Source organism: Mycobacterium neumannii (assembly GCF_002245615.1).
Lineage (GTDB): Bacteria > Actinomycetota > Actinomycetes > Mycobacteriales > Mycobacteriaceae > Mycobacterium > Mycobacterium neumannii_A.
The window spans coordinates 1-20450 of sequence record NZ_NKCO01000022.1 but is presented as its reverse complement, the minus strand read 5'-3'; the positions used below and the strand labels follow the sequence as shown (position 1 = coordinate 20450).

Here is a 20450-nt window from a genome sequence, read left to right as displayed (position 1 = left end):
CCTTCAAGTGCGTGGACAGAGATTACAGCTTGTGTCGCCGGAGCGCCCGAGGGCGATACCAGCCACACATGACGCAGCTGCCCTTTGTCGGCTTTCACCCATCCGACTGCCTCCAGACGGATCGGCGCATTGCGCCTCAGCAACAACAGTGAAAGGCTCCGCGAAAAAGATGAGAGGGTAGGACACGATGAAGTTTTTGGTGGCCTGCTACGGGACGCGCGGCGATGTGGAACCCTGCGCCACGGTTGGCCGCGAACTAATGCACCGCGGGCACGAAGTGCACATGGCCGTTCCTCCTAACCTGGTTGGCTTCGTCGAGTCGGCGGGGCTCAACGCGACCGCGCTGGGTCCCGATCCACGGGAGATGCTCGACGCGCACTGGGCTTTCTACAGAACGTGTTTTCGCACGCCTTGGCGCATTCGCGAAGTGAGCAGATTGTCGCGCGAGGCATGGGAACCCAAGGCTCGAGCGTGGGAAGAGCTGAGCAGGACGCTGACCTCACTTGCGAAGGGCGTCGACCTGCTCTTCACTGGTCTGGTTTTCGAGGAGGTTGCTGGCAACGTCGCGGAGTATTACGACATTCCGTTGGCTACGCTTCATTACTTCCCGATACGACCCAACGGCGAACTGCTCTCGTTCCTGCCGGCACGATTTCGCCGCTCAACCATGCTGGCGCACGAACGCATGATTTGGCGCGGTGCCAAAGAGGTAGTAAACGCGCAGCGCCGCGCACTGGGATTGCCCGAGGCAGTACTGCCCTACACGCGACAGATCACCGAACGTGGATCGCTGGAAATCCAGGCCTACGAGGAGGCTTGCTTTCCTGGATTGGCGGAAGAGTGGGCGGATCTCGACGGCCAGCGCCCCTTCGTCGGAGCACTGACGATGAACCAGCCGACCGATACCGATCAGGAGGTTGCGTCGTGGATTGGCGCAGGCAGGCCACCCATTTTCTTCGGGTTCGGCAGCGTGCCGGTGGAATCTGCCGCCGACACGCTCGCCATGATCACCGCCGCCTGCACGCAGTTGGGCGAGCGGGCGCTGATATGCGCCGCTGGAATTGATGCTTCCCGAGTCGCGCATCCGGATGACGTCAAAGTGGTGGGCGCGACAAGTTACGCAGCCGCCTTCCCCGCGTGCCGCGCAGTCGTCCACCACGGGGGCGCGGGCACGACGGCGTTGGCTCTGCGCGCCGGAATCCCGCAGCTGATCCTTTCCACAGACCTCGATCAGACTCTCTGGGGAGTCCGGATCAAGCGACTGAAAGTCGGTTCAAAGCGGCGCTTTTCGACTACCACCTCGGGTTCATTACTAGCGGATTTACGCGCCGTTCTCGATCCTCGGTGCGTTTCGCGCGCCCGCGAGATGGCGGCCCAGATGACCGATCCGACCGAAAGCATCTCGGCCGCTGCGGACTTAGTCGAGAAGTTCGCTCGTTTGGACTCTGTTTGCTGATTGGGTGTGGGCCATCGAAGGACCACGCGAGGGTTCGCCCGGCCTATAAGCGCTCCACCCGCTGGCCGCTTTCCACACACGCGAAGGTCTTGCGCTTCGTGCGGTGTGTAATCACCACGAGCGACAAAACCTGTCTGCGACCGGAAGCGCGAATATCGCGGCCTCACGAAAGATTGGGTCAAGTCGTCATCTGCCCGCACGGCACGACAAGGGTCTCGATCCAGCAAGGATCATGGGCATGCGTGACGGCATAATGTCAGCGAATTTGGTAGATCGCGGCGGCGATCCCGAACGGGCCGACCAACAGCCAGTCTCCCCAGCAGAGGTCTCGAGAGCAATTAATTCGCCACTCAGTACGTTGAATCGCCCTGTCGTGCAGTAAGGGTCAGAGCCCTGTCTTAATATTTTTCGCTTCACAAATATATTCGTCTTAGAAAACTCGCTCGCAAGGCCAAATTATCTCATAAGATCAGATCGCTTCTGGTCGCGTAACGGGGGAGATCTTGAAGCTATGCTATTTAATGACGACTCAGATACCGCGGTGAACCGGGACCTGATCCTAGTGCTGGGGGTGGCCCGATCGGGTACCTCGGCGCTGACACGGGTTCTGTCTCTGTGCGGGGCCTCCCTGCCCCCCGCCCTAGTAGTCGCCGACAAACACAATCCGCGCGGCTACTTCGAATCCCGCCGTGTACTGCACCTGAATGCGCGGATCCTGCACCGGCAGCGAGTCGCGTTCCACAGCCTGGCCGCCGATGACGTACCGACCACCGACAAGGGTATGTCTGCGGTGCGCCGTTACCTTGAAACGTTGCCCGCCACACCATTGTTGGTAATCAAAGACCCCCAGATCATCACCCTCACCAGCACCTGGGTGACGGCCGCGCGTCAGGCCGGGTATCGACCAGTGGCGGTGCTACCAATCCGGCATCCAGCCCCGGTGATCTCCTCAATGACAAAGCTAGACGTCAAACCGTCGCCGGAATTGGCGGCAGCATTGTGGCTGAAGTACACACTGCTCGCCGAACGGCACACCCGGGACCTGCCCCGGCTGTTCGTCAATTACGGCAACTTGCTTAATGATTGGCGGAGCGAAGTGAAACGGATTGCCAGCCGGCTGGACATTGATCTACGACCCGACACCGATGCGGTAGACGAGTTTCTGAGTCCTAGTTCCGCTGAGCATGTAAGCCTGCCTCAACTGTGCGGAACCGACTGGATTGAGACGGTTTATCGAATGCTCCACGATGCTGCTGTCTACGATGCGCCGGTCAACACCCCGGCATTGGATGCAATACTGACCGAGTACCGGGCATGTGAGCGGGACATGAACACCGCGCTGGCCGATGCCCGGCGACTCTCCTCGATGCAACGTTTCTTCCCGCCGGGGGTGACGGCGTTGCTGCGGGAGTTGGCTGCGTTGGTATCTCGGCAGCGGGATTGACTGACTATCACCTGATCGATGTGACGTGTTCCTACCGTCAGAGCCCCTTTGTTCGAATCGGCGTCACCGCGCTTGCCACTATGCCGATATAACGCGCCTGTTTTCGACGGCTCCCTTTTAGCCACTGCTCAGGACACTTCCGCGCCCGAGGCGAGAGCCGTGGCTCTGTTTGCCTCGTAAGACAAGCGTTCATGAGTCGCCCTGCTGCGCGCTATCGCAGTCTCGTACCCCAAGTTCCGTACTTCTCGGACTGCTGCGGCACCAGGCATCTCGGCCGTGCAACGCCGGCTACCCGACATGTCCGCGCCGCATAAGACAATGCGTCGACAATACCGGCGCCTGACCGAGGGCTTCAAGGAACGCCGACCTAGCCGTCGCGAGGTGCCTCAAGTCTGTGGCATGGTCCCTCACATCCAATAAGAGCGTTGATCGCGCTCGTCGAAAGTCCTCAGGCCAGTTGTCTGCTGTGCACGCGGACTGACATCCGGCGTATATGCAGATTCGCATTGACGCTGCGTCCGTGGATGTATCACTACAGCAATCGGTACTCTCAGGTCATGAATTGGTACGAATTTATCGAAGCCCGCATTTTCCCGTGCTGTGTCGTGCTCCGTTATGACGCGTACCAATCACAAGAACGTCCATCGATGCGCGTGGTTGAAGGCTGATGACGCGGGCTCGTATGCGTCGCCCAAGGACATCAATCGATAGCCCGGAAACGACAAGTCCTGCGCGGTCCGACAATCGGCTCGCGCTGCTGGACCACGGCTTATTCACGCAGCATCACGCCATCGGCCGCAATCTAGTCATCCAGGGGGTGTGGGTTTACGAACACGCCATCAACTTTGACCGCGTGAGAAGTTTCCACCGGAACCTGGGTGACGGCCTGTTGGGACGGCGCATCGAGAGATCGCCGCTGCCGTTCGGCTGGCATCGGTGGGTCTTAGATCGTGGACCCTGGGCCCTCGATGTCGAAGAGCGCCCTCGTCCACGCGCCGACCTCGGCGACTGGATCGATGAACGCTCCCAAATGACTATCGACCCCGTGGAGGGGCCGGGTTGGCATCTCGGAGTTCTTCCCCTGGAAGATGGCTCCACCGCGGTCAGCCTCGTAGTTTCCCACTACCTGGTCGACGGCCTCGGGCTTGTCGTCGTATTAGTTGATGCGCTCTTAGGCCTCCCGCGCGAAATTCAATATCCATTGCCGAAATCACGTAGTCACCTTCGCGCATTGGCGCAAGACATGCGACAAACGGTGCAGGACGCGCCCGAGGTTGCCCGCGCGGTTGGTTTGGCCGCGAGACTTGCTCGTCAGCGCAGACGAGATACTGCGCAATCCCCACCACCACCGCCGCCACCGCCTGTCCGTAAGGCCGCGTTTGATGACGCTCTTGTCGTGCCGGGTATCACGATCCGCATTGATTTGGAAGCCTGGGATGCTCGTGCGAAGGCTCTCGGCGGAACGAGTAACACATTGACTGCCGGCTTCGCTGCCAAACTCGGTGAACACCTAGGGCGCAGACGTGCCGGCGACGGTGCCGTGACGTTGCAGCTCCCCGTGAGCGACCGTGTCGAAGGCGATACACGGGCGAATGCGATGTTGATACCACGCGTCAGCATCGACCCGACCGGGGTGACGACAAATCTGCATGACATCCGCGCGGCGATCAGGCAGGAGTTGAACGCCCTGCGGGAAAACCAAGACGAGTCATTGCAGCTTGCTTGGCTTCTCTCGTTCATGCCGAAGCGGACGTTGCGACGAATGGACGATGCGACGGTGGCAGACCCTGACCACCCGGTGTTCTGTTCCAATCTCGGTGACGTCGGTTCGGTAGTGAACCGTCTCGACGGTACTGACGCCGAGTACGCCACCGCACGAGTGACTGCACAAAACGAAACGCGGCAATGGCTTGAGCGCACCGGCGGTCAGTTGATTCTGCAGTCGTTGCGCATCCCCGGCAGCATCATCATCAGTGTCGACGCATACCAGCCGGGTTTTGAGAATACAAAGCCCGCTTTGCGCAAGTTGGCGGCGGAAACGCTTGCTGAATTCGGCCTTACTGGAAGGATCGAGTAGAGAGACTCGGTGTAGGAGGCGTTAGGGCCGATCACCCAAAAGAACACAGTCATATTTCAGTAACTCGATTTAGAGAATGCGCTCCCCCGGTATCGCTCGCAGATCCACACGGTGCACGCTAGCGCTGTTTCGAACCGCATTTCGTGTCAGGACACGCGCCAACAAGAGCGCCCATCTCGCAGAGCTGACGATGTGCGTCCGGCTCGCGTCACATCGTTCGATGATTCGGCATCCCGGGTGACGTCAACGGCAGCTGAATCTTGATCAGTTGTCGGCAGGTGAGGGCGGCCGTCGGCGGGACAGGCCACATGCCTGAGTCGCGCGGCCTCCGAAGGAGTGATCAGCAGGCTGACCGTCTCCAGCAACTCGGCGGGATTTTGACATCCGCGACGTTTAGTGCGCGCGTTGACGCGAAAGCTGTTGTTGGCCCTAGCGAGTCGCACACCTCCAAAGCGCGCGGCATGGCTAGCAATCGCAATTGGGGGAGGCGCCTTGAGTAAATAGACGAAAAGGAGTCTTGGTCTCGCATAGACCCGAATGGTCATGCCATGCTGCTCCCCAGGGCGGCGGCGTATGGAGCATGCGACGCTGAGGCCGATCTTTCGAAGATGTTAGCGTGGAAATTGGGAGCCTCGGGGGAGAATTAAATGCAACCAGCTACAGAACGTCTTCACTCGCTTGACGCTGTCCGCGCTTTCGCGTTGTTGGCCGGCGTCGCTTTTCACGCGACCGCACCCTGGATAGAGGACGGGTGGGCAGTCGCTTTCGAGCCGCCGAGCGCGACGGCCGCGGCGATCTGGTATTTCCTGCACATGTTCCGTATGCCAGTGTTCTTCTTGATCGCCGGGTATTTCGGGCGTCTGGCAGCAGAACGGCGCGGCACGAAGGGTTTCACCAAGGACCGCGCGAAGCGTATTGCGCTCCCACTCGTCGTCGGCATCCCGTTGATCCCTCCTCTGACGTTGGTGGGCTTCGCGTTAGGTTCGCTGGCTTCGGGAATGAGCGTCGCGGAGTTGACGGCGTTTGCAAGAGCTGTGACCGGCCAGGCGCCGAGTGCCACCTACGGCCCTCCCGTCCTACAGATCCTGGGGCACCTTTGGTTCCTGTACTACCTGCTCTTGTTTTACGTCGCCGCACTCATTTTGCGGCGGGTCTGTGCGCTAGACCGCGGGGGCGAGGTGCTTCGTGGCATCGACAGGATTCTTGGCTTCTTCATGCGTACTGGGCTCGTCGTCGTTGCGTTCGCCTTGCTGGTCGCCACCTGGTACTCCTTCGTGTGGACCGAATGGCCAGAGTGGACGGGGCGTCCTGCCCCAGTGTCGGTCGTTCCGTTCGCTCCCGCGTTGCTTGGTTATGGATTCTTCTTCGTTGTGGGCTGGTTGCTGCATCGGCAAAACGACTTGCTTATACAGCAGCGCACCCGGTGGGTGCAGTACCTGCTCGCAGGTGCCGCGCTCGCGGTATTGAGTTATCTGATCGCAGGCCCGACACCCAAGTGGTCGCACTACCTCCACGGGTGGGAGCTGTACCTCTATGCGGTGGCGTATTTGACGGCCAGCTGGTGTTTGAGCTTCGCGCTGATCGGGTTGGCGTTGCGCTTCCTCTCGAATGCCAGTCCAGTTCGCCGCTACGTCGCGGATTCGTCTTACTGGCTGTACCTCATGCATCTAGCGCCAATCGCTCTCTTCGTGGCGCTCATGCGTCCACTCGCTTGGCATTGGAGCGTGAAGTACTCGATAACGATAGCCGCCACCGTGACGGTACTGCTGTTGAGCTATCAGGCTTTCGTGCGCTACACGTTCATTGGCGCGACCCTCAATGGCCGACGTCATCAGCGGACTGTCTAGGGTGTCCGCGTTCCGTGTTCCGTGAGAACCCCCCAAAGAAATCCACGATCCCACCCACGCGCATCGATAGCACCACGTTCTGGTGACACTGGTCGAGGGAAACGTCTGCCTCCTCGGCGATGCCGAGCGATCTGTGGTCTTCCGGAGCGAGTCGTGCCGGATCACGCCGCGCGCCGAGGTCGTTACCGGTGTTAGCGATGGCCGCCCGGGTACTCGCGCTTCGTCGCGACGATCATCATCCCGTCGCGGCTGACCGGAATCCGCTGGCTGAGACGTGGCCACTGATGTCCGGCAGATCGGCGGCGTATCGCGAAGACTGTTGTGGCACAAAGGGTTTGGGACTGACCAACGCGGCCGGTTGGTCGAGGGGTAGCGGAAACGCCCTGAGGCGGGCGATGGCTACCACCTTGATTCGACCGACGCTATGAGCCTGGGCCCAAGAGGCGTGCGAGCCGGGAATTGCCGCACCCTATCAGCGAATAGCCGAGCAGGGCCGCGCCTGACTTCGAATGACTCGCTTGCGTGCTCAACTCAGCCGGTCACGAGTGCCTCTACCGTCAAAAATGACACCGACAGAACATTATCGACGCACACCCCAGCGGGGAAGAGCGCCATCCGATTTGAGCTGGCTAAACATCCCCGGCATCGATCGCTTTCTTAACCTCCTGTGCGTGCGCCACCTGCCGCGCGGTGTAACCGATACATAACGCAATTCCGCCGACGATAACGCATAGCCCCGCTAACCACAGCAAGCCGAAAGTGATGCTCTGGTCCAACGCGTGCAACTGAGCGGCGTTCATGAATTCCGCGGGGCCGTCGATCCCGCCCAGAGACAGATTGCGCGAGGTGATCACCGCCTGGATCACGGCCAGCACTACGGGTCCCCCGAGGGTGGAGAGCATCAGCGCGATTGCGGAGGTGGGCCCAATGCGGTCATCCCCGACACTGGCGATGGCCGAAAGCATGAGCGGGAGGTTGGCCAACCCAATACCGAACGCGCCGACGACGAGTGGCACCACGAGTGTTGGGAAATACGGGACACCCATATGCAGTGTCATGCTGCTCGCGACGACCGCACTCAGCACGAGTAGAACGCCAGCAATCACCACGACCCTCGGAGGGAACCGCATCACCAGCCGCGACGAGACGCCCATCCCGCTTCCAACGGCAATGACAAACGGGATAAATCCAAGGCCGGCGTGGAGGGTGCTGTACTTCAGTACTTGTTGCACATATAGAGCGACGAGGACGGTCAGGCTGAACAGGACCCCACCAGCTAAGAAGATGGTCGCGAATGTAGCCACCCGATTGCGGTCGAAGAACAAGTCGAACGGCACGATCGGATTTTCTGCCCGTCGCTCAACCACGACGAACGCGGCAATGGCGCCAAGTGCCAGCGCGCCTGAACCGACAGTGATAACCGAGAGCCAGCCCTCCTGTGGCCCTACCGAGAGACCGAAAACGGCCGTGACACAGATCAACGTGGTCAGCAGAGCGCCAGTGGCATCAAGTTTCATTCGCTCCGTGCGGGTTTCCTGCAGCGCGATCCGTGCGAGCCAGATCACTGCCAAACCCATCGGTACGTTGACCATGAAGATGATCCGCCATGACACATCCGTGAGTGCTCCGCCCACCGTCAGGGCCAGCACCCCGCTGATCCCGTTCATCGCCCCAAAGATTGCAGTCGCGGCGTTGCGTCCGGGGCCTTTGGGGAATGTCGTCGCGACTAGTGCAAGACAGGTCGGCGCAAGAATTCCCGCGGCGACACCCTGCAGTAGTCGGCCAAAGAGGAGGCTGGGCGCATCCCAAGCAACCGAGCATATCGCTGATGCGACGGTGAACAGTGCGGCCGCAATCGTGAAGATGCGCTTGCGCCCAAAAGCGTCCCCGAGGCGGCCGCCCAACAGCATGAGGCCGCCAAAAGTCAATACGTAGGCAGTGATCACCCACGCGCGCGACGCATCGGACAGGCCGAGCTCGTTCTGAATCTTGGGTAGCGCAAAGACCGCGATGGTGCCGTCCATCGCCGCTACCAGCCCCATACCGCTGATTGCCACAACCGCCGCGATGAAGCGGCGGCGCGACATCGAGGTCTGGAGAAACCCGTTTGTATCTTGCGTCGCCGGTTCGCAGGCTGTCGGATCGCTCTGCTCTACTGCCCTACCGTCCATGACGTTGCGCTGCCTCAATGCCGGCCGTCATATCGGCCTACGCTACAGCAACCATCGGAAAGGTCGTGCATCGCCGTTCCTGGCGAAAGGCCTGCGGAGTTGGCAGTGGCTCGGGCACGCCGAGTGGCGCGAGACGAGGCCGTAACGGGTAGTGGGCGGCTGCGGTGGTCCTCCGCCACCCGCTGAGGCGTTTGAAATCGTTTGTCGAATTAGCAACCTGAACCGCGTCGCCTTGCCGTAGCCCGCCGAGTGGCACCCGGAGGGTCGATCGCACGGCATGTGGCGCATGTACCGCAGCCACGACAGCCGACAACGCCGAGGACACGTCGTTGAGTCTGCAGAAAGAACTCGATTCGGCCCCGATGACGCGCGTCGAACTTTGCCGTTGTCACAAGGTATCGGCGTCGATGCGCGACAGCACGATATCGAGCCGAAATACGCGCCGCTCGAGTTCCGTAAGGTCGTGCAGCCGTCGCGGCGCGCCGACATCCTTCGGCCACAGGTACCGCCACGGCAAATAGTCGTTGGGCAGTAGGTAGACGTGGAAGCCGCGATCGAGAAAGGGTTGCAGCACGTCAATGGGCCGCAGATTCGGATCGCTCCACCAACTTGGTGATAGTTCAACCACCAATTCTGCGTCGGCGGCGAGCACGTCCACGAACGCCGATACTCCGGCGAGCACGCGGTCCTCGCCGCCCTCCACATCGATCTTGATCATGCGCGCTGACATCAGCTCTTCGCGGGTTAAGAGCGAAGCGAGCGGCGCTGCCCGCACTCGGCCCTCTTCGCGGAGCTTGGGGCGGGCGACCGTAGAGGTCTCGCCGAGGTTCCAGTTTGGGCCCAAGAACAGCGGAAGTTCGTGATCGCGGTCCGATACTGCGGCGTCAACCATGCGTACGTTCGTGAGTTCGTTCCTCGCCACTGTCTCTCGCAGCCAGGGGATCACCACGGGACAAGGTTCAATCGCCACAACGGTACCGCGCGGCCCGACCAATCTGCTGGTCAGTGCGGCTACGCAACCGATGTGTGCACCGACGTCAACGAAGGTGTCACCCGGCCGCAACCGGCGGCGCAGAAACGCCGCAAGATCAGGTTCCCACGCCGTACCGAAAAGGTAGATGTAGATCTGTAGACCGTCTTGGAGCCGACATCGAATACGAATGCCATCTTCGGTGGTGGTCTCAACGACCAACGGTCCCCATAATGCGGCGCGAATCCACAATGGAAAAGCCACCGCGAAGAACGGGACGATCATCAGCAACGCTCGAATCCAGCGCCCTGCAACGCCGACGTGTTCCCTATCGGTATGAAGAAGTCGCATGTACCGGCGCCCCAGCGGCAAGATCAATGCCTTGATCATCTCTGCAACTCCTAACCCGTACGGAGGTCGGAGGGACCTAGTCGACGCTGTGGAGCCGATGTCCGACTCTCGGATCCCCGACACCTCGATTTCAACGCACGGATTGGAGCCCAGCGCTGGTAGCTACACTCTGCACCATCTGGCCGGCCGCACCGCGAAGGCCAATAGCGAAGCTGCCGAGGCGACGAGCCGTCTGGCGAGGATGCTTCAAGAAATTGGCATAACTGGACTGCCACCAGTAGTTGATCGACATGTTCTCGCCTACGCCCCACACTGCGTGCCACCAGAACAGGGGGATATAGAGCATGTCGCCCGGGCTCAGATCGACAACAGTTCGGTGGGCGTCGGCCCAATCGGGAAAACGAGTCAGATCCGGATGGGCAACGTTGACCTGTGCGATGTTGTTGCCCACGTAATTGAAGGGGAAGGGGTAAACGCGGGCGATCTCCCGAGGCGGGCAGAGCAAAACTTGCTTTCGCCCGCGAATTTGCGTGAGGAAGTTGTCGGCGTAGTCGTAATGAAGGCCGGTGAAGTTGTTACCGGCGCCGAGCCAGAGGTTGACGGCGGCGTATTTGTCCTCATCGGCGAACGCAGGAAACTGAACATCGGGCCATAGCTCGGGCAGGGCAGTCTTGATGGGGAGCTGTACCGCGTAAAGCTGGCCGTCGGAAATCGTGCCGCCTGCAATCATTTCGATGTACTTCGCAAACGTCATCTCGGATGCGGTGGCGATCGCTCCATTCTTCGCGTCCGGGATGTGGGTGCCAGCGTTAGTGACCTTCGAAGGGCTGATGGTGCGGGCACCGACTTTCTCCGTAAGGTATTCATTGGTCCACCGCTCGAGCGCGGGCCAGCCCTCCATCGCGCCGGAGATGACGACCGGGCGCTGAGGAACGATGAAGCGCTCCTCCAACTCCTCGCGGCTGGGGCATTCCACTCTGGGCACCTCAAAGGTGCTACTGACGTCGAACAAGCGTCTCCTCCTACCAAACGGTGAGGCTCGCACCGCAATCGTGGCAAACTACCACACCCCCGTGCAGCCACTGCGATTCCCAGCCTTTGCGGCACCCGAGTCGCGGGGCAGACCGAACACTTTTTTCTTCCCGCCGACCCTGTCCGCCCGAGTCGTGCAAATGTATATCCCTCGGGCAGCAGAGGTAAACCCGCGTTCGACGGCACGCGTCAACGGGAGTGAGGCGTTGACAGATCTGCTCCTGCGTGGTGCGAGCCTCCAATAGAGCGGGCGACCGCGATGGTTAAACCTGCCGAGATCCCAACTTAACCGGCAAAGTCGAGTGATGGGGGTTTCGCCGTAGTAACCTGGCGCGGACGGGCCACTCGGCGTCGCGCGCCTGTCGCGTTTTCGCGAGAGGAACGGGGGGTGTGCAGTAACTTCGACGTCAACGATCGAGCGAGGGAGGGATCGACGTGGAGTCCGAAGTTCTGACGCTGCCGGACGCAAGGATTGTTCCGGGACCGCCGCTTCCGCTGCTCATAGAGCCAACGAAGGATGGCTTGGACGTCGTGGCTTGGGCGGAGGCACAACGAGGCCCACTGCACGAACTCCTACTTCGCCACGGAGGCATCGTCTTTCGAGGATTCACCGGAGCATCGGTCGAGGCTTTCCGCAAGTTCATCGCTGCTGTGTCGGGCGAGCCACTTCCCTACGTCGGTAGGACATCGCCTCGGCACGAAGTTGCCGACCGTGTCTACACTTCGACCGACTACCCCCCGCACACGCGGATCCCGCTCCATAACGAGTCGTCGTACAGCAAGACCTGGCCGCTGCGCCTCTTCTTCCATTGCGTGATACCACCGGCCAGCGGAGGCGCCACGCCGATAGCCGACAGTCGCAACATCTACCGGCGGATCTCACCCGAACTGCGCCAAAGGCTGGAGGAGCGGGATTACCTGTACGTCCGCCACTTCACGCCGACACTCGGCGTCAGTTGGCAGGAAGCCTTCCAGACATCGGACCGCGCTGACGTCGAACGGTACTGCGCCGACAACGACATCGACCTCACGTGGGGCGCGGCCGACGAACTGACTACTCGGCAGCGCCGACCGGTGTCCGCAACACACCCCGAGACGGGCGAAAAGACGTGGTTCAACCACCTCACCTTTTTCCACGTCTCCACGCTGGATCCATTGGTTGCCGAGGCGTTGCTGTCGATGGGGAAAGAGAACCTGCCGAACAACACCTATTACGGTGACGGCGAGGAAATCGAGCCGGAGGCCTTGGATGAACTGCGCGCCGCCTACGACGCAGAAACGGTTTCGATACCGTGGCAGGAAGGCGACATCATGATGCTCGACAACATGCTCGTCGCCCACAGCCGGGACACGTACAAGCCGCCCCGCAAGATCGTGGTCGGCATGGCAGAACCTTGGTCCCGGAGATAGCGGTGACGTCTTCGGCTCCCGCTGGCAACCGCACCACCAGCTAACCCGGCAGACGCCCTAGGGTTTGGCGGCGTCGTTCGCCTTCTTCGCTTCCTGCGCCCGCGCCACTTGTTCCGCGGTGTAACCGACGAACATCACCACCGCCGCCAGCAGGATCACAACCACGGCTATTCCCAGCAAACCATCAGTAAAGCCGCGATCCAACGCACTCAACTGCGCGTCGTTCATGGATACCGCCGGCCCGGTGACCCCACCGTAGTGCAGCGTGCGCAATGTGATGACGGCCTGGATGCCAACCAGCACAAGTGGGCCTCCGATCATCCTCACCATCACGGCGACGGCAGAAGCGGGCCCTATCCGGTCCGAGCCCACACTGGCGATCAGCGAGAGCATGAGCGGGATTTCGAGCAGGCCCAAGCCGATCCCCCCGACTACGAGCGGTACCACCAGATTCGGAAAATACGGCACGTCGCGATTGAGCGTGGAGCCATACAGCATCGCACCCAACAGCAAGATGGCGCCCGCTGTCACCACTACCCGCGGTGGGAACCACTTCACCACCTGCGACGATGCCCCCATACCGATTGCCTGTGCGAGGGCAAACGGAATGAAACTGATGCCTGCCTGCAGCGGGCTGTAGCCCATGACGTCCTGCACATACAGCGCGATGAGCACGGCCAGCGTAAAGCCCGTCCCGCCGGAGAGAAACATTGATGCGTAGGTCGCCAGCCGATTGCGATCGGAAAACAGGCTGAAAGGTACGACGGGAGTCTCGGCGTTGCGCTCGACCACGACGAACACCAGGAGAGCGGCAAGAGCCACCGCAAGGGAGCCGATGGTCAAGGCCGACAGCCACCCGTTTTCCGGTCCCATCGACAATCCGAAGACTGCCGCGGTGCATATCAGCGTGGCCAGTACCGCTCCTGCGACGTCAAGCTTCATCCGCTCCTTCTGCGTTTCCTGCAGCATCGCGCGGGCCACGAAAATCACAACCAGTCCAATGGGCACGTTGACCCAAAACACCAGTCGCCACGACATGTCGGTGAGCATTCCGCCCAACACCAAGCCCATTACCGAGCCGATTCCGATCATTGCGCCCAGCACCGCCGTCGCAGCATTGCGTACCGGCCCCTTGGGGAAGGTCGTCGCGACCAGGGCCATACAGGTCGGCGCGATGATCGCAGCCGCCGCGCCGTGCACCAGACGGGCGAGTACGAGGACCCCCCCGTTCCAGGCAACAGCGCACATGCCTGAGGCGAGCGTGAACAGCGCGACCCCGATGATGAATGTTCGCTTGCGGCCGATGGTGTCGCCGAGCCGGCCCCCGACCAGCATGAGGCCGCCGAACGTGAGTACGTAGGCTGTGATCACCCAGCTGCGCATACCGTCTGAAAGGCCCAGCTCATTCTGGATCGTGAAGAGGGCGAGGATCACCACCGGGCCGTCCATTGACGCCATCAGTTGGGTGCCGCCGATCGCTAAGATGACGGCGACGAATCGTCGGGACCTCAGCAAAGCAGGAACGAATCTTTTCCCGCCGCTCGGCGTCGTTGGATCGATGGCGGTCGAGCCCAGATGTACTGCGCTCTCGTCATTTGAGTGCGTAGCTACCCGCTCTCCATCGTTGAGAGACGCCATAGTCGATCACCCTACAGCTAATCTGTGTGCCGCGGCAGACCGGTCAAGTGTGAGGGCCCTTGTGCCGGTTGACCATCGCTCGGGGGGCGCGGAGCATTCTCAGAACCGACAAGCGGTACAGCAAGGAATTCGAGTAGGCGCGGTCGGCGCCGATCGCCCATAGATCGCGCGAATTCTCGAATGCCGTCCGGAAGTCATGTTCGCTCGCCCGGAAAGCCTCGAAAACGCGGTCCAGCACAGCGCTGTCCCAGACCTCATCCCGGGCAGCCGCGCACATCGCGTCGTAGGCCGCAGACATCCAGTCTGCGCCGAAGCGCTCGGTCACCGGCCCGGTGTAACGCTGGCGCCGAAGACTTGGTGCGAGGAACTCGTCTATTGCCTCGTCGTCACCGGCCTTCAGTTCACAGCCGATGGCCGCCGATATCCGCGACACCTCCCGGCGCCAGTCTTCGAGGAGGTTGGCATAGTCGACGAACACTCGCGCTACGCCACGCGTGTTCCGCTCAGCCAAGAGGCAATTTTTCAGCCACAGGGCGCTTGCGAGCTCGGGTGTGGTCGGACCCGCTGCCGCTAGCGACGCGATCACCTCTTGCGGGTGGCGCAATGCAATCACCGCCGCAACGTCCAGATTCTGTGCACGGGCTGCTTCGAACCACAGATCACAGAGTGCGGTTATGTGTGTGTCTTTGATGACCACGAGCGGCCCATCCGGCAGTTCAGAGAGAAACGCACCGATCTTGGCCTTCCAGCCAGCCTTCTCGGCTGCGTCGAAGGCACCATCCTCTAGCAGCCGCAGCGACGGATCAAACCCCGCGCTGCCGTGTCGGCGCAAGATCGTCTCGTTGAGAACGAGTGTCGCGCGGGGCTCCCAATAGCCCCGCGGATTGTGATCATCAGCGGGCCTTACGTCGGCTGGGAGCGCACCTCCGCACAGCGACAGCACCCGCGCCAGCGCCGAGGTTCCCGACCGGCCTTGGCCCAACACGAAGAGAACTACCCGACGCGCCTTCATTTCTACAGGTGCCGGGTATTCCATCTTCAGATCTTCTTCCACCTTGGTCCCCCCATTGTCTTCAGCAACTTCCCGACGTCCCCGAATCTCGCCACCAACCGGTAGTTACCGGATGGACTCTTTCGCATATCGGCCTCCTTGGTGATTAGCTGCGTTCCGGTTCTCACACCTCTAGACAGAGTCGGGCCTAGAGCTCGGTGACGTTCGACAGCGACAGATCTTGACCGTCGATCCGGCGGATATCGGTTGGCGCTGCCGGTAAGCGCAGACTCGACAAGTGGTTGTAGCTTCGATCGAAGAAGTGCACATTGCCAGGGACATAGCGTCTGCCTAATCTGGTTGCGTATCCGGACTCTCCGACAACCACAACGTGCTTGTCCACCGAAAGTCCGCGCGTGAGCAGTTCGCCCACGTGGACCACCACACCGTGACGGTTGACGAGATTGCCCCCGCGTGAATCGCAAATCAGCCATTCACCGTCTTCGAGGAAAACAACGTTGTGACAGCCCGCACCGGGAACGGTGAATCTGTTTTTCACCTCGAAGTTTTCGTCCGTTTGCACCAACTCACTGAATTTGCCGTTCGCCAACCCGTTCTGCAACAGGAGATAGATGGACCCTTGTTCAGCGACGATGGAGTTGATATGGACGTACTTCCCCCCCGGGATTATGTAACGATCGGGTCCGGTTTTGTAGCTGGCGAATTCGTCGCCAAGGGGGTAGAACTCCTCCTCCAACTCGAAGTCCTCATTGAAGCGCAGGATTCTTTGGCAGAAAGTATCTATGACATGCAGTTTGTCGCCGATGAAATCCATCTGGTGACAATTGGTGTGCAGACCCTCGATGACAACCGATTCGCGACGAATTCGATTGTTCTCGACCTCCAACTTGATTACGCGGCCAAGCAGTTTGCCTCGTAGTTGTAACGGTTTGCCCCGCAGCTGTATGCGACTCAGAAGGATTCCGGTGTCGTAGATGTCATGCGCTTGGTAGCAGTAGATGGATCCGTTCTTGATGGTCACACCGAAGAACACCCCGCTCATGATCTTCATCCACTCCCGCCCGTTGACTGCGTACAGCCCTTCCCGGGACGCCACGATGTGGGTGTAGTCCGTGAGATCCCTGTTGCGCACCCGTATCGAACCCAGGCGATACACCAGGCGGTCGACGATCTTGAAGTTCAGAACGGTCTTGAAATCGGTGAACGTTGATGCCATTGCGTGCCGAATCATTCCACGCCGGGATTCCGGGAGCTCCTCTTGAAACTGACGAAAAATCACGACGTTTCCCTCGGGATCCTTTATCGAGAGAAGCCATCTTCCCCAGTAGCTGAACCACGGAAGGCGCTCGAATCCCAAATTCCTCGGCGGTTCCTCAAGTTGGATGTCGTGCCGCCTCAGTCGTTCTTTCAAGTCCTCCATGTCCTGGATTTGCAGGAGGAAGCGAGCCGTCCCCGGGTTGGCGGAACCGGGTCGAAAACTATTGACGTCGTGAATCACCAGCCCACGACCGATAGCGCCCGTGCTCAGGTAATAGGGACGCGGGTATCCGTAGACCTCCCGATGAAATCTGATGCCCAAAGTCCGACGATAAAAATCAACGAGCTTCTCCGGATCAGCCGAAACGAGTTCGACCGATACGAGCCCCTCAACAACGCTGTCCGTCACCTCGGTCCTCCTTCAGCGGGCGTCTTCTGCGGAGTTCGATGAATTGAGCCGTCGTGCAAGCCTTCAACCAGCACGGTCGATGCGAGCCGCGACTTCGATGTCTCGGTCAGTGGAGAGGACTCGACCGGATCGACATCGCGTTGGGGGCATGTTGCGACACCGGCGAGCATGCAAGATTGCTGAACGGAAGTCGTCTGAGAAGATCGCGCGTTCGTCTGCACGCAGCATTTGGCGTCCGACGCGGAACCCTGCCGACGATTTTCTTTGCTCCGGAGGGCCGGCATTTCCGAAATCGACAACTCAGGGAGCCAGCTCGCACAGTACGCTTTTGCTGGTCGTGTTTGCGGCCGGCTCAGATTGGGGGGCTCATGTGCGGAATCGCTTCTATTCTCGACGTCCAAGGTGATCCCCGTGTACTGCGTGAACGGGCCGTTACGATGGCTCGCCTGCTGCGCCATCGAGGTCCGGACTGGAGCGGGATCTACGCCGACGAGAATGCGGTCCTCGCCCATGAGCGGTTGTCGATCGTCGACGTGGAGCACGGTGCCCAGCCCTTGACGGATCAGGCCGTCGAGCTCGTGCTCGCAGTGAACGGCGAAATCTACAACCATCGAAGCCTGCGAGCTGAATTCCGCGATTACCCGTTCAAGACCGCGTCGGATTGTGAGTCGATCATCCCGCTCTACAAGCGGTACGGAACCGACTTCCTCAATCGCCTCAGCGGAATCTTCGCCTTCGTCCTTTACGACAAGCGAACCGGCGATTTCCTCGTCGCCCGAGATCCCATCGGTGTCATCCCGCTCTACACCGGTCGGGACGAACATGGGAACCTGTATGTCGCCTCGGAGATGAAGGCGCTGATCCGATACTGCCGGCACATCGAAGACTTTCCGCCCGGCCACTACCTGACACGCGGCCTCGACCAGCCCCGGCGTTACTACGATCCCGATTGGCGCGACTTCTCGGCCGTCTCCGGGCAGCCCCTCGACATCGCTGGTTTGCGAACGGGACTCGAAGCCGCCGTTCATCAGCAGTTGATGTCCGACGTTCCGTACGGCGTCTTGATCTCGGGGGGGCTCGACTCGTCCGTCATATCGGCGGTAACCGCTGGATTCGCCGAGAACCGAATCGAAGACGGCGACCGGACGCAGGCCTGGTGGCCTCGGTTGCATTCGTTCTGCATCGGCCTCGAAGGCTCTCCCGACCTCGCCGCCGCCCGAAAGGTCGCGACGGCGATCGGCACCGTGCACCATGAGTTCCAGTTCACGGTGCAAGAGGGCATTGATGCGCTCTGGGATGTGATCTACCACATCGAGACATACGACGTCACGAGCATCCGCGCTTCGACTCCGATGTATCTGATGATGCGACGGATCAAGGCGATGGGGATCAAGATGGTCCTCTCGGGCGAAGGCGCCGACGAGGTCTTCGGTGGATACCTCTACTTCCATAAGGCTCCCGGCGCCCGAGAATTCCATGAAGAAACCATCCGCAAACTCGATCTGCTTCACAAGTATGACTGCCTCCGAGCCAATAAGGCCGCGGCTGCGTGGGGCGTCGAAATCCGGGTGCCGTTCCTTGACCGCGAGTTCCTCGACATCGCAATGTCTTTCGATCCCAGCGAGAAGATGGTCGGCCAGGGCAGAATGGAGAAGTGGCCGTTGCGCAAAGCCTTCGAAGGACGTCTGCCCGATGAGATCCTCTGGCGACAGAAGGAACAGTTCTCCGACGGCGTGGGCTATCGGTGGATCGACTCGCTGAAGGCGACCGCAGAGGCTCAAGTGTCCGATAGCCAGATGCAAAGTGCGCGATACCGTTTCCCGGACAATCCCCCGGCAACCAAAGAGGCGTACATGTACCGGGAGATATTTGAATCGCACTTTCCCGGTCGCGCCGCAGCGGCCTGCGTTCCTGGAGGGCCAAGTATCGCGTGCAGCACTCCGGCCGCGATCGCTTGGGATATGAGCTTTGCGAAGAACGCTGACCCGTCGGGCCGTGCGGTGCTCGGCGTCCATCAGGTTGCGATTGCCAATGCGTAGGGACGGAGCGCAAAAACGGACTCTGCGAGCGGCGTCAGAGTACGACTGGATGACCCCGAGCCTTCTGTCCGCATGATCTGCGGTCTCAATCAACACCCCCTGGTCCCCCCCAACCATCAGGTCCGCGTGCTTGCCCTCACCGAGTGAGTCAATCGCCAAGCGAGGCTTGATGTTCGGCATGCCCGCCTATCGCCCACCTGTGGGGCGGTAGACGGCAACAGCCGAGTTTCGACGAGATGGGTCCGCGAAGGTCTTGCCACAAGGAACACGAGCCCTCGAATCTCCCACCGCGACACCTCAAGCTTCTAACGAGAGTTTGAGTTGTTCGACGTACATACGTATCGCTTCGTCGGATGTCATCTCGTCGTGCCCGCAATCGACCGAGTGCACAGTGAGGTCGCCGGAAACGTATGGCCGCCAATCTTGCGGGTTGTTCACAATCTCGCCCCGGGTTGCGGAGAACACGACCATGTCGCCATCGAACACGTCAGGTACATGCTCGCGTAGATACGAGAGATTGGTGTTGTGGTTATAGACCGCGAACTCGAAGATCGGTTTGGGCGGCAGGACGAATTCCACCACTTGCCCCTGCTGGCGAATCAGCTCTTCGGCCCGCCGGTATGTCAGCCGCTCGGACTCCTCGGAGACATCGATACCGCTCGACCGTAAGAAGAGGTTCAGCAGACGATCCTCGGCGGGATTCTCGTCTTCAACAGTTTCTCCAGGTCCATCGGCGCTGAGCACGGGGTCCAGCATGATGAGGTTGTTGACAGTGCATCCTCGTCGGCGAAGCTCCACGGCGATTTCGTGCGCAACCGGACCTCCGAAAGACCATCCGAGGAGGTTGTAGGGACCTTCGGGATAGATAGCTTGGATCCGGTCGGCGTAGTTCTTCGCCATGTCTCGGATCGATCGAGGTGTTACCTCACCATCCTGTGGGATCTGGTTGATACCGATGATCGGACACTCGAGATACTCGCGCAGACCGCGGTACGCATAACTCTGCCCGTTACCTTCGTGAATGCAACACAGCGGGACGCCCGTTCCCTCCTTGAATATTTCGACGGGAACCAGTTCCACCCCGCTGTCGGCGCTTTCGAGTTGCTCGCTCAGGCTCCTGACGGAAGGGGCATGGAACAACGTGCGAACGGCGAGATGGGTGTCGAGCGCTCTGTTGATGGCGGCGACCACCCGCATAGCCGACAGCGAATCGCCGCCGAGTTCGAAGAAGGAGTCGTCGACGCTGACGCGGTCTAGGCCCAGGACTTGGGCGTAGATGCCGGCCAGGATTTCTTCGATGGCGTTGGCCGGGGCGCGGTAGTGATCGATGTCGGTGT

At 60.5% G+C, this 20450-nt stretch carries 13 protein-coding genes; 6 read left to right on the top strand and 7 right to left on the bottom strand.

The annotated features are described in order from the left end of the window. Positions 1–187 precede the first annotated feature (187 nt). The 4 genes from CEX88_RS20915 to CEX88_RS20900 all read left to right on the top strand — a co-directional run bounded on the left by CEX88_RS20915 (position 188) and on the right by CEX88_RS20900 (position 6824). On the top strand, positions 188–1456 hold the full coding sequence (locus CEX88_RS20915; RefSeq protein WP_094294945.1) for a glycosyltransferase: 1269 nt from the start codon (positions 188–190) through the stop codon (positions 1454–1456). Positions 1457–1997: 541 nt separating this feature from the next. Then, positions 1998–2900, top strand: coding sequence for a sulfotransferase family protein (locus tag CEX88_RS20910; RefSeq protein WP_126315818.1), 903 nt, complete (start codon positions 1998–2000; stop codon positions 2898–2900). A 667-nt stretch (positions 2901–3567) separates the two neighbouring features. Next, positions 3568–4977 carry a hypothetical protein gene (locus CEX88_RS20905; protein WP_420799236.1) on the top strand — a complete coding sequence of 470 codons (1410 nt, stop codon included), beginning with the start codon at positions 3568–3570 and terminating at the stop codon, positions 4975–4977. Positions 4978–5624: 647 nt separating this feature from the next. Then, complete coding sequence (locus tag CEX88_RS20900) at positions 5625–6824, top strand: acyltransferase family protein (protein WP_094294942.1); 1200 nt, start codon at positions 5625–5627, stop codon at positions 6822–6824. Positions 6825–7453: 629 nt separating this feature from the next. On the opposite strand, the gene CEX88_RS20895 is transcribed toward CEX88_RS20900, so the two are convergent. The 3 genes from CEX88_RS20895 to CEX88_RS20885 form a co-directional block, all read right to left on the bottom strand. After that, positions 7454–8911 carry an MFS transporter gene (locus CEX88_RS20895; RefSeq protein WP_094294967.1) on the bottom strand — a complete coding sequence of 486 codons (1458 nt, stop codon included), beginning with the start codon at positions 8909–8911 and terminating at the stop codon, positions 7454–7456. Between the two features lie 472 nt (positions 8912–9383). Further along, positions 9384–10355 carry an FkbM family methyltransferase gene (locus CEX88_RS20890; RefSeq protein ID WP_094294941.1) on the bottom strand — a complete coding sequence of 324 codons (972 nt, stop codon included), beginning with the start codon at positions 10353–10355 and terminating at the stop codon, positions 9384–9386. Between the two features lie 91 nt (positions 10356–10446). Continuing rightward, complete coding sequence (locus CEX88_RS20885) at positions 10447–11328, bottom strand: cupin-like domain-containing protein (RefSeq protein ID WP_202931595.1); 882 nt, start codon at positions 11326–11328, stop codon at positions 10447–10449. A gap of 455 nt (positions 11329–11783) precedes the next feature. Between CEX88_RS20885 and CEX88_RS20880 the strand changes: the two genes are divergently transcribed. Then, on the top strand, positions 11784–12758 hold the full coding sequence (locus tag CEX88_RS20880) for a TauD/TfdA family dioxygenase (RefSeq protein WP_202931594.1): 975 nt from the start codon (positions 11784–11786) through the stop codon (positions 12756–12758). A 57-nt stretch (positions 12759–12815) separates the two neighbouring features. On the opposite strand, the gene CEX88_RS20875 is transcribed toward CEX88_RS20880, so the two are convergent. From CEX88_RS20875 to CEX88_RS20865, 3 genes are all read right to left on the bottom strand, one after another. After that, entirely contained in the window at positions 12816–14396 is a 1581-nt protein-coding gene (locus CEX88_RS20875) for an MFS transporter (protein WP_094294938.1), read from the bottom strand. 43 nt (positions 14397–14439) lie between these two features. Then, entirely contained in the window at positions 14440–15432 is a 993-nt protein-coding gene (locus CEX88_RS20870) for a sulfotransferase family protein (RefSeq protein ID WP_094294966.1), read from the bottom strand. Between the two features lie 163 nt (positions 15433–15595). Further along, positions 15596–17074 (bottom strand): VOC family protein, encoded by a 1479-nt coding sequence (locus tag CEX88_RS20865; RefSeq protein WP_126315817.1) that lies wholly within the window; start codon positions 17072–17074, stop codon positions 15596–15598. 53 nt (positions 17075–17127) lie between these two features. On the opposite strand from CEX88_RS20865, the gene asnB reads away from it, so the two are divergent. Then, the gene (gene asnB, locus CEX88_RS20860; RefSeq protein ID WP_238382138.1) at positions 17128–19113 is read left to right on the top strand and encodes an asparagine synthase B; all 1986 of its coding nucleotides are present in this window, start codon (positions 17128–17130) and stop codon (positions 19111–19113) included. A 297-nt stretch (positions 19114–19410) separates the two neighbouring features. On the opposite strand, the gene CEX88_RS20855 is transcribed toward asnB, so the two are convergent. Further along, on the bottom strand, positions 19411–20450 hold a 1040-nt coding region (locus CEX88_RS20855), incomplete at its 5' end, for a thioesterase domain-containing protein (RefSeq protein WP_094294936.1).

What these genes read in the sequence shown, in the direction of transcription:
- CEX88_RS20895 (WP_094294967.1), bottom strand. Translation starts at nt 8,911, where the DNA reads ATGTCGCGCCGCCGCTTCATCGCGGCGGTTGTGGCAATCAGCGGTATG.
- CEX88_RS20905 (WP_420799236.1), top strand. Translation starts at nt 3,568, where the DNA reads ATGACGCGGGCTCGTATGCGTCGCCCAAGGACATCAATCGATAGCCCG.
- CEX88_RS20915 (WP_094294945.1), top strand. Translation starts at nt 188, where the DNA reads ATGAAGTTTTTGGTGGCCTGCTACGGGACGCGCGGCGATGTGGAACCC.
- CEX88_RS20900 (WP_094294942.1), top strand. Translation starts at nt 5,625, where the DNA reads ATGCAACCAGCTACAGAACGTCTTCACTCGCTTGACGCTGTCCGCGCT.
- CEX88_RS20875 (WP_094294938.1), bottom strand. Translation starts at nt 14,396, where the DNA reads ATGGCGTCTCTCAACGATGGAGAGCGGGTAGCTACGCACTCAAATGAC.
- CEX88_RS20870 (WP_094294966.1), bottom strand. Translation starts at nt 15,432, where the DNA reads ATGGAATACCCGGCACCTGTAGAAATGAAGGCGCGTCGGGTAGTTCTC.
- CEX88_RS20890 (WP_094294941.1), bottom strand. Translation starts at nt 10,355, where the DNA reads ATGATCAAGGCATTGATCTTGCCGCTGGGGCGCCGGTACATGCGACTT.